Raw genomic sequence first — 9,001 nt, forward strand, 5'->3', positions numbered from 1 at the left:
GTTGAGGGCCATGGTCAGGTCCGCCTTGCGGAACCACAGCTTGGCCAGCACCAGCGCGGCGATGACCCCGGCAGCGGCGGCGGCGTTGGTGTTGACGAACACCTGGGCGACGTTGTTGGCCGAGGCCACGTCGGAGAGCTTGAGCTCGGAGCCGCCGTTGAAGCCGAACCAGCCCATCCACAGGATGAAGGTACCCAGGGTCGCCAGCGGCATGTTGGCACCGGGGATCGCGTGGATCGCGCCGTCCTTGCCGTACTTGCCTTTGCGCGGGCCGAGGATCAAGACGCCGGCGAGAGCGGCGGCCGCACCGGCCATGTGCACGATGCCGGAGCCGGCGTAGTCGGAGTAGCCCACGGCGTCGAGCCAGCCACCGCCCCAGGTCCAGTAGCCGGAGATCGGATAGATGAAGCCGGTCATCACCACGGCGAAGGCCAGGAACGCCCAGAGCTTCATGCGCTCGGCCACGGCGCCGGAGACGATCGACATGGCGGTCGCCACGAACACCACCTGGAAGAAAAAGTCGGCGCGCATGGCGTAGTAAGGCGCGTCTTCGCCGCCGGCGAGCGCTGCCTCGACGCTGTTCTCACCGCCGATCAGAAAGCTCAGGCTCGGCAAAAAGCCGCCCTCGCCGCTCGAGTACATGATGGCGTAGCCCACCAGCAGGTACATGGTGCAGGCGATGGCGAACAGCGCGATGTTCTTGGTCAGGATCTCGGCGGTGTTCTTGCCACGCACCATGCCGGCTTCGAGCATCGAGAAGCCGGCGGCCATCCACATGACCAGTGCGCCGCAGATCAGAAAGTAAAACGTATCGAGCGCATAGCTCAGATCGGTTACTTCATTCATGAGTCATTCCCCGTGTACGAATAACGTTGTATTGAAACGTTGTCTTGAAACGCCGTATTGAGCAGTACCAGCCGTAGGCAAGATGAAGGGTGGAAACGTCGGAGGCGTTGGTTGTGGTTATACGGCGTCGGCGCCGCGCTCTCCGGTACGAATGCGGATGACGTCCTCGAGCGGCGTGACGAACACCTTGCCGTCACCGATCTTGCCGCTGTTGGCCGCGCTGCAGATGGCGTCGAGCACGCCGTCGAGGCGCGAGTCGTCCACCGCCACTTCCACCTTCACCTTGGGCAGAAAGTCGACGACGTATTCGGCGCCGCGGTAGAGTTCGGTATGCCCCTTCTGACGCCCGAAGCCCTTGACCTCGGTGACCGTGATGCCCTGCACGCCGTTGTCGGCGAGTGCTTCACGGACATCGTCGAGCTTGAAGGGCTTGATGATAGCGGTGATGAGTTTCATCCCGGTTCTCCTGCTGGATGGGTAGCGGCGCGCCGCCTGAACGAATGCACTGCCTCGCTAATGCGCATACCGTGCCACTCACCCTCATGACCATTGGAATCAGTCACTTGACCGCGAAACGGGCTTTCCCGGGAGCCTCGACGAGCGAAGCTTCGAAACCGGCCCCGAGGGCTTGCACCAGCCGGGTGCGGAAAGAAAAACGCCCCGCATCATTTTGATGCAGCAAAAATTCGTGCCCTCGGGACGAGGAAACATGCGTATTTCGTCCGCGTTGCGTATCCTTGTGAACAAGCAGTTCACTTCTATGCGTTCGTACCAGGAGATAGCCATGGCGACCCAAGACCGCATCAGCCGACTCGCTCAGCAGATCGGCGACCGCTTGCAGAATGCCTCCCACGCCCCGGAGGATATCCAGAAAGGCGTGCAGCAGGTCATGCGCGGCGCCTTCGACCGGCTGGAGCTGGTGTCCCGGGAAGACTTCGACATTTTGATGGACGTGCTTCAGCGCACCCGCTCGCGGGTCGAGGCGCTGGAGCGCCAGGTGGCCAACCTGGAAGCCTCCATCGATGCCGCCCAGGCGACCCAGGCACCGGCGATGGAAGCCGAAGCGCAGGCAACGCCCGCTCCCGCCGAGCCGGCCAAGAAAGCGCCCAAGCCGCGCGCCACCAAGGCCGCCAAAGACGCCACCGGAATAAATCCCGACCTCGGCGAGTGAGCCCGGAAGGTGCCGGGCTTGCCCAGCAGACCAACACCGGAGCCGATGCACCAAGGTTCGATGACGCCCCGCAGGGGCGCACCAATGCGGGGCAGCGCTCTTGAACGCCATTAGCCACCAGACCCTGAATCAATGGGGGCAACGGTTCGGCATTCGCTACTGCCTCGACGACACCCCGGCAGGGGCGTGGGTGGCGAGCGGGCAGGTTCACGACGTACGCCTGCTCGACTCGCTGCACCTGACGCTCTCGAACCTCGACGTCGAGCGCGGCTATACCTCGTCGTCCTGTCAGAGCGTGCCGTGGTTCGTCAGCGTGGTGCTGTCAGGCAGCGTTTCGCTGACGCTGGGCGAGCAGACCCGTCGCCTGGACCCCGGGGAAGGGTTCTGCGCCTCACTGGCGGCCGACCGGCCACTGGTCGTTCATCAGCCCCGCCAGCGCCAGCTGCAAACCGTGAACCTCGCGGTGCTGGATACTGCGCCGCTGGGGCTACCCGCGCCATCGAGCCAGGACATCCTGCATACCTGGGCCCTGCCCACCGCCCTGCATCGCACGCTGTGCGATATGGCCCACCTGCCCGCCGGTAGCTGGCGCCAGCGCCTGACCTGGCAGGGGCTCGCTCTGCAACTGCTCGGCATCGCTCTTCCCGATGGCCAAGCAACCGCTCCCGCGCCGGGGCTTTCACCGCCCGAGCGGGCGCGGTTGACCGCGCTGCACGAACGCATTCGCCACCACCCCGGCGCAGAGTATCGTCTGGCGACCCTTGCCAGTGACGCCGCCATGAGTACGAGCAGCCTGCGCCAGAAGTTCCGCCGGCTCTACGGCTACACGCTTTTCGAGCATATTCGCCGCTGCCGGCTGGAGCAGGCCCGCCGCCTTCTCGCCCAGGGGCAAAGCGTGCAGCAAGTCGCCCACGCCTGCGGTTTCAAGCACGCGACCAACTTCGCTACCGCCTTCAAGCGGGCCTTCGGGGTCACTCCCCACACCTCAAGTCTCTTGCCCTGAGCGCTATCGGCACGTCCGTCGCCAAGGGTTCCTCGCACCCCGTCTTGTGGCATCGCGCATAGCAAATCTGGCGCTGGGCATACCTTTTTCGAGCCGCAAAAGGTAATAATTCTCATTATCTAAAACAGCGCTTCGCCTTGCCATCAGGACCCATCATGCTGCCCACCCGCTCCCTCACGCTCGCGCCCGTCGCCCTTGCCGTTCTTCTGGCGTCGTTTGACGCCCAGGCTCAAACCGTCTCGAGCAAGCTTGCGACCGTCACGGTGACCGCCCAGCAGGCGGCCACCAAGGTCGCCACCCCCTTTCTGGAAACACCCCAGAGCGTCTCGACCATCACCGGCGAGCAGATGCAGCGCCGCGGGGTCGATACCGTTCAGCGCGCCGCCGACTACACCCCCGGCGTTTACACCAACCAGGTCGGGGCCTCCAACCGCTTCGACTATCTGGTGTTGCGCGGCTTTTCCGATGGCAGCCTGAGCAACACGTTTCTCGACGGCCTGAAACTGATGGGCGACGCCAACTCTCACAGCACCATGAGGATCGACCCCTGGTTTCTGGACAGTATCGAAGTGGTGCGCGGCCCGGCCTCGGTGCTTTACGGGCGCGCCTCACCGGGCGGGGTGGTGGCGCTCAACAGCAAGCGCCCCGAATTCGAGCAAAGCGGCGAGCTGCGCTTTCGAGTAGGCAACAATCACCAGCGCAGCGCCGCGTTCGATTTGACCGGGCCGCTCGGCGACACGCAGCGCGTGGCGTTTCGCCTGACCGGTATCGCTCACGCCTCCGACACTCAGTTCGACACCGCCAGGGAGGAGCGCTACGCCATCGCCCCGCGCCTGACCTGGGACATGACCGATGCCACCAGCCTCACGCTCGAAGCGTATCTACAGGACGAGCCCGAAGGCGGCTACCACTCCGGCGTGCCGTTCGAAGGCTCGGTGGTGCCCCACAACGGACGCAAAATCCGCAATACCTTCTTCGATGGCGAAGAGGCTTTCGATACCTACGAGCGTACCCAGCGGATGTTGGGCTACACCCTGGAGCACCGCTTCAACGACGACGTCACCGCCCGCCAGCTGGTGCGCTACCTGAATGCCGACGTGGTGCTCAACCAGGTCTACGGCTTCGGCTGGAGCACGCCGGATGCCAATGAGCTGACCCGCTACTACTCGGGCAGCGACGAGTCGCTCAAGGCCTGGACGGTGGACAACCAGCTGGAAGCGGCGCTCGATACCGGCGCGGCAGCGCATACGCTTCTGTTCGGCGTGGATTATCAGCAGCGCGAGAACGAGGTCTCCTGGCCCTCCGGCGCCTTCCCGTCCCTCGATGCTTTCGAGCCGGTCTACGGTGTCGGGCTGGATGACGCGGTGTTCTACGACCCGACGCGCGAGCACCACAGGATCGAGCAGACCGGCGTCTACCTGCAGGATCAGATCAGCGTGGAGAAGTGGCGCTTCACCCTCGGCGGTCGCTACGACTGGGTGAACATCGACAACGTCGACCGCGATACCAACGATACCAGCTCGCTCAGCGATACCCAGTTCAGCGGGCGCGCCGGGGCGGTGTATCTGTTCGACAACGGCGTGGCGCCCTATGTGAGCTACTCCACCGCCTTTACCCCGACCAGCTTCGTCGACGAGCGTGGCGATTTGCTCGCCCCCATGGAAGGCGAGCAGTGGGAAGCGGGCATAAAGGTTCAACCGGAGGGCAGCCAAAGCCAGTTCAGCGCCGCCGTCTTCCACATCAGCCAGCAGAACGTGGCGACCAAGGAGCAGCCGACCGACCCCTACCGGGCCGTCGGCGAGATCGAGTCCCGGGGCCTGGAGCTCGAAGCCCAGACCCGACTCACCGACACACTGTCGCTGCAGGCGGGCTACAGCTTCACCGACATCACCTACGCCAAGAGCGACGACGGCAACCAGGGCAACAACGCCATCTACGCACCGCGTCACCAGCTTCAGGCCTGGGGCCATTACGCACCCACCGATGGCCTGCTGAACGGCATGGACGCAGGTCTGGGCGTACGCCACTACGCCGACATCGCCGCCGACCGCGCCAATACGGAGAAGGTGCCCGGCTACACCCTGGTCGACGCCACGGTGGGCTACGACTGGAGCCGGCAGGGCCTTGACGGCATCGAACCCCGCCTCAACGTCAACAACGTGCTGGACAAGGAATACGTCGCCACCTGCAACTCGCTCGACTACTGCTACTTCGGCGCCGAGCGCAGCGTGACCGCCAGCATCCATTACCGCTTCTGACCCCACGCCCATCGCCCGAGCCGTCGCGCTCGGGCGATGGGCGCTGCCACGTTTGCAAACAATAAGGATTATCGTTTAAATACCGGCTGACTTTTCGAGTGACGCCTTCTCATGCGCCTGACCGCCCTTCTCGCCCGTGGCCTGCTGCTGGCCGCCAGCCTCGTGCCGTTCAGCGCCGCCCAGGCTCAATGGGCGACGCTGGACTGGACCATCGCCGAGACGCTTCTGGCCATCGACGCGCCGATCGAAGGGGTGGCGCAGGTTCCCGCCTACCACGACTGGGTGGGCGAGCCGCGCATTCCCGAGACGGTGACGGACCTGGGGCTTCGCCAGTCGCCCAACTTCGAACTGATGGCTCGCGCCGCTCCCGAGGGGTTTCTGATCTCCCCCATGGCGGCAGCACTCGAACCAAAGCTTTCGCGCATCGCGCCGGTGACGTCGCTTGCGCTCTACTCGCCCGGCGCCCAGACCTGGAACGAGGTGCTCGACTTCACCCGCGAGCTTGGCGATATCACTCATCGCCCCACCGAGGCCGAGGCGCTGATCGACGCTACCGACGCGCTGCTCGCCGGATTGCGCCAGGACATGCCCGCCAAGCCCCCGGCGCTGGTCATGATTCAGTTCATGGACGCTCGCCACGTGCGGGTGTTCGGGCAAAACAGCCTGTACAGCGCCGTGCTGGATCGGCTGGGAATCGAGAATGCCTGGACGGCGCCCACCAACGAGTGGGGCTTCACCTTGACGGGGATCGAGGCGCTGGCGCGCTTCGACGAGGCGACACTGCTGATCGTCGACCCCCTTCCCGCCGGCGTGGAAGACGAGCTTGCCCGAAGCGGGTTATGGCAGCACCTGCCCGCCATCGCGGAGAACCGCGTGATTCGCCTGGCGCCGGTGTGGAGCTTCGGCGCCCTGCCCTCGGCCCAGCGCTTCGCCCGGGAGCTTGCCGCCGCGCTGGTGGCCCCACGCGGCGGCGAAACGGCTACCAGCGGTAGCTGAGGCTGCCGATCACGCTGCGCGACTCGCCGAAGTAGCACCAGTAGTCGCAGCTGGCCACGTACTCCTTGTCGGTCAGGTTGTTGACGTTGACCTGGGCCTGCCAGCCGTCGGCGAACTCGTAGCCGATCATCGCATCCACCAGGGTGTAGTCGCCCACCTTCGTGTCGCCATCCACGCTCGAGCCCACGTAGCGCACCCCGCCGCCCACGGTCACGCCGTCGAAGGCGCCGCCGGTGGCGGTGTAGTCGAGCCAGGACGATGCCTGGTGGCGGGGGATCAGGCTCGCCCGCTCATCGTCCTCGAGCCGCGCGTCGGTATAGGTGTAGGCGACGGTCGCGCGCAGGGCGTCGGTCACATAGCCCACGCCTTCGAACTCGAAGCCCTGGGAGGTGCGCTCGCCCTCCTGCACCTGGAACCCGGCGGGAGAGGTGACCAGGGTATTGTTCTCGGACAGATCGAAGACCGAGGCGGTGACGTAGCCGTCCCACTCGAAGGGCGCGTACTTGACGCCGACTTCCCACTGCTCGCCCTTGCGCGGGTCGTAGAGCGCCCCGGCGCCATCCACCTGGCCCACCGGCTCGAAGGATTCGGTGTAGCTGATGTAGGGGTTGAGGCCGTTCTCGCCCAGGTACATCGCTCCACCGGACCAGGAGAGTTCGCTGTCGTCGGAGCGCTCGCGGGTACCGGCGGTGCGGTTGGTGTTCTCGGTCTCGGCGCGGTCGTAGCGCACCCCGCCGAGCAGCACCCAGCGATCGTCGATGCGCAGCTGGTTCTGCAGGTAGACCCCGGTCTGCTCCTTGTCGATGTCGCGGCGGATGATGTCCTCCGGGGCCACCGGGGTGTAGTTGCCGTACTGCGGCGCGAACAGGTCGATCGGCGCGCCGAAGGCGTAGTCGTCCGCCTCGTCGCCGCGAATGCCCAGGTTCTGGTAGTCCAGGCCCACCAGCAGGGTGTTCTCGGTGCGCTCGGTGTACCAGTTGCCCACCATGCGGTTGTCCACGGTCCAGCTGTCCACGGTACCGTCGCGGTAGGTCAGCCCGCGGGTGGCGCGGCGCTCGTCGAGCGGGGACAGCACGTAGGAGCTTCGAAGCTCGAGCTCCATCTCGCTGTAGCGCAGGTCCTGCTCGAAGGACCAGGTGTCGTCGAAGGTGTGGCGCAGCTCGTAGCCAAGGCCCCACTGGGTGCGCTGGTTGCGATCGTAACCCGGCTCGCTGTAGTTCACCGAGCGTCCCACCCGACCGAAGGGCGTGTTCTCCACGGTGCCGTAAGGCAGCTTGAAGCCGTTGACCGGCACGCCGTCGTCTTTCTGGATACTGGCGAGAAAGGTCACGCTGGTAGCGTCGCTGACATCCACCGCCAGGCTCGGCGCGAAGTAGTAGCGCTCGTTGTCGGTGTGATCCAGGTCGCCGTCGCGCTCCTTGTAGAGTCCCACCAGGCGGTAGCGCACGTCGCCGGTTTCGGTGACCGGGCCGCTGGAGTCGATGCCGATCTGGCGATGCTGGCGGTTGCCCACCTGCAGGTTCACCTCGCCCTGGGCGGTATCGGTGGGGCGCTTGCTGATCGCGTTGATCAAGCCTCCGGGCGGCGCCTCGCCGTAGAGGATCGACGACGGCCCCTTGAACACTTCCACCCGGTCGAGCCCGAAAGGCTCCGGCAGCCATTGGTAGAAACCTTCGCGATAGATGCGCAGACCATCCTGATAGGTGGAGTGGTCGAAGCCGCGCACCTTCAGCCAGTCGGTGTCGTTGTCGCTGCCGTAGTGGCCGGAAAGCACGCCGGAGCGGTAGCGAAAGGTCTCGTCGAGCTGCTGGACGTTGCGCAGCTCGAGCTCTTCACGCTCCACCATCGAGACCGGGCGTGGCGTCTCGACCAGCGGGGTCGCGACCTTGAGCGCCGTGCCCACCACCACGACCGGGTCGCTTTCGATGGCGACCTCCTGGGCATGCGCCGTCAGCGCTCCTCCGGCGGCAGGCATCGAAAGGGCAATGGCGCAGACGAGCGGGCGCCGGGGGAAAAAATCACGGTGGAGCATGGAAGCAGTCTCTATTGGAAGCAGGCAGGCAAAAAAATGAGAATAATTGTCATTAATGCCAAGCGTAATACGCCCTCGCCCGGCTATCAAGCGCGCGGTAAATGCGCTACGTTGAAAGACAAAACAAAATTAGTCTTTCACTGCTCGGGGGAACGCAATGACGCTTGCCATCGTGAACACGCGCGCCGGGGTGGGGCTCGATGCCCCCGCCGTGCAGGTCGAGGTGCACCTGGCCAACGGCCTGCCGGGGCTGACGCTGGTGGGCCTGCCGGAGGCCGCCGTGAAGGAGAGCCGCGAGCGCGTGCGCAGTGCGCTGGTCAACGCCGGTTTCGACTTTCCCAATACCCGGCGCATCACCCTCAACCTGGCGCCTGCCGACCTTCCCAAGGAGGGCGGACGGTTCGACCTGCCGATCGCGCTGGGCATTCTCGCCGCCTCCGGCCAGTTGCCGGTGGAAGCGCTGGAGAGCATCGAGTGCGCGGGCGAACTGGCGTTGGATGGCAAGCTGCGCCCGGTGCCCGGCATGTTGCCCTTCGCCCTGGCCACCAAGGCCGCCGGGCGCCGGTTGATCGTCCCCAACGCCTGCGCCGACGAGGCAGCACTTGCCGGCAACGGCCTCACGGTGCTGCCCGCCGCCACGCTCTGGGAGGTGGTGGCGCATCTGCTCGACCAGGAGCGCATCGCCCCCCACGTGC

The 9,001-nt window shown here is 65.5% G+C and carries 8 protein-coding genes; 5 read left to right on the plus strand and 3 right to left on the minus strand.

Going from position 1 to position 9,001, the window contains the following annotated elements:
• Both BIS11_RS05690 and BIS11_RS05695 read right to left on the minus strand, forming a co-directional pair.
• On the minus strand, nt 1–846 hold an 846-nt coding region (locus BIS11_RS05690; protein ID WP_253585806.1), incomplete at its 3' end, for an ammonium transporter.
• 117 nt (nt 847–963) lie between these two features.
• Nucleotides 964–1,302, minus strand: coding sequence for a P-II family nitrogen regulator (locus BIS11_RS05695; RefSeq protein WP_227389981.1), 339 nt, complete (start codon nt 1,300–1,302; stop codon nt 964–966).
• A gap of 328 nt (nt 1,303–1,630) precedes the next feature.
• Here BIS11_RS05695 and BIS11_RS05700 point away from each other — a divergent pair, with 328 nt between their 5' ends.
• From BIS11_RS05700 to BIS11_RS05715, 4 genes are all read left to right on the plus strand, one after another.
• The gene (locus BIS11_RS05700; protein WP_253419441.1) at nt 1,631–2,017 is read left to right on the plus strand and encodes an accessory factor UbiK family protein; all 387 of its coding nucleotides are present in this window, start codon (nt 1,631–1,633) and stop codon (nt 2,015–2,017) included.
• A 100-nt stretch (nt 2,018–2,117) separates the two neighbouring features.
• Nucleotides 2,118–3,020, plus strand: a complete 903-nt coding sequence (locus BIS11_RS05705; RefSeq protein WP_253419443.1) for an AraC family transcriptional regulator — start codon at nt 2,118–2,120, stop codon at nt 3,018–3,020.
• Between the two features lie 155 nt (nt 3,021–3,175).
• Nucleotides 3,176–5,278 (plus strand): TonB-dependent siderophore receptor, encoded by a 2,103-nt coding sequence (locus tag BIS11_RS05710; protein ID WP_253585807.1) that lies wholly within the window; start codon nt 3,176–3,178, stop codon nt 5,276–5,278.
• 111 nt (nt 5,279–5,389) lie between these two features.
• Nucleotides 5,390–6,274, plus strand: coding sequence for an ABC transporter substrate-binding protein (locus tag BIS11_RS05715; protein ID WP_253419447.1), 885 nt, complete (start codon nt 5,390–5,392; stop codon nt 6,272–6,274).
• Here the strand turns inward: BIS11_RS05715 and BIS11_RS05720 are convergent.
• Nucleotides 6,258–8,306, minus strand: coding sequence for a TonB-dependent siderophore receptor (locus BIS11_RS05720; RefSeq protein ID WP_253419449.1), 2,049 nt, complete (start codon nt 8,304–8,306; stop codon nt 6,258–6,260). The two genes, BIS11_RS05715 and BIS11_RS05720, sit on opposite strands and share 17 nt — an antisense overlap.
• Before the next feature lie 157 nt (nt 8,307–8,463).
• On the opposite strand from BIS11_RS05720, the gene BIS11_RS05725 reads away from it, so the two are divergent.
• On the plus strand, nt 8,464–9,001 hold a 538-nt coding region (locus tag BIS11_RS05725; protein ID WP_301286415.1), incomplete at its 3' end, for a magnesium chelatase domain-containing protein.

Source organism: Halomonas sp. 707D4 (assembly GCF_024158685.1).
Taxonomy (GTDB): Bacteria; Pseudomonadota; Gammaproteobacteria; order Pseudomonadales; family Halomonadaceae; genus Vreelandella.

What these genes read in the sequence shown, in the direction of transcription:
- BIS11_RS05695 (WP_227389981.1), bottom strand. Translation starts at nt 1,302, where the DNA reads ATGAAACTCATCACCGCTATCATCAAGCCCTTCAAGCTCGACGATGTC.
- BIS11_RS05700 (WP_253419441.1), top strand. Translation starts at nt 1,631, where the DNA reads ATGGCGACCCAAGACCGCATCAGCCGACTCGCTCAGCAGATCGGCGAC.
- BIS11_RS05720 (WP_253419449.1), bottom strand. Translation starts at nt 8,306, where the DNA reads ATGCTCCACCGTGATTTTTTCCCCCGGCGCCCGCTCGTCTGCGCCATT.
- BIS11_RS05710 (WP_253585807.1), top strand. Translation starts at nt 3,176, where the DNA reads ATGCTGCCCACCCGCTCCCTCACGCTCGCGCCCGTCGCCCTTGCCGTT.
- BIS11_RS05715 (WP_253419447.1), top strand. Translation starts at nt 5,390, where the DNA reads ATGCGCCTGACCGCCCTTCTCGCCCGTGGCCTGCTGCTGGCCGCCAGC.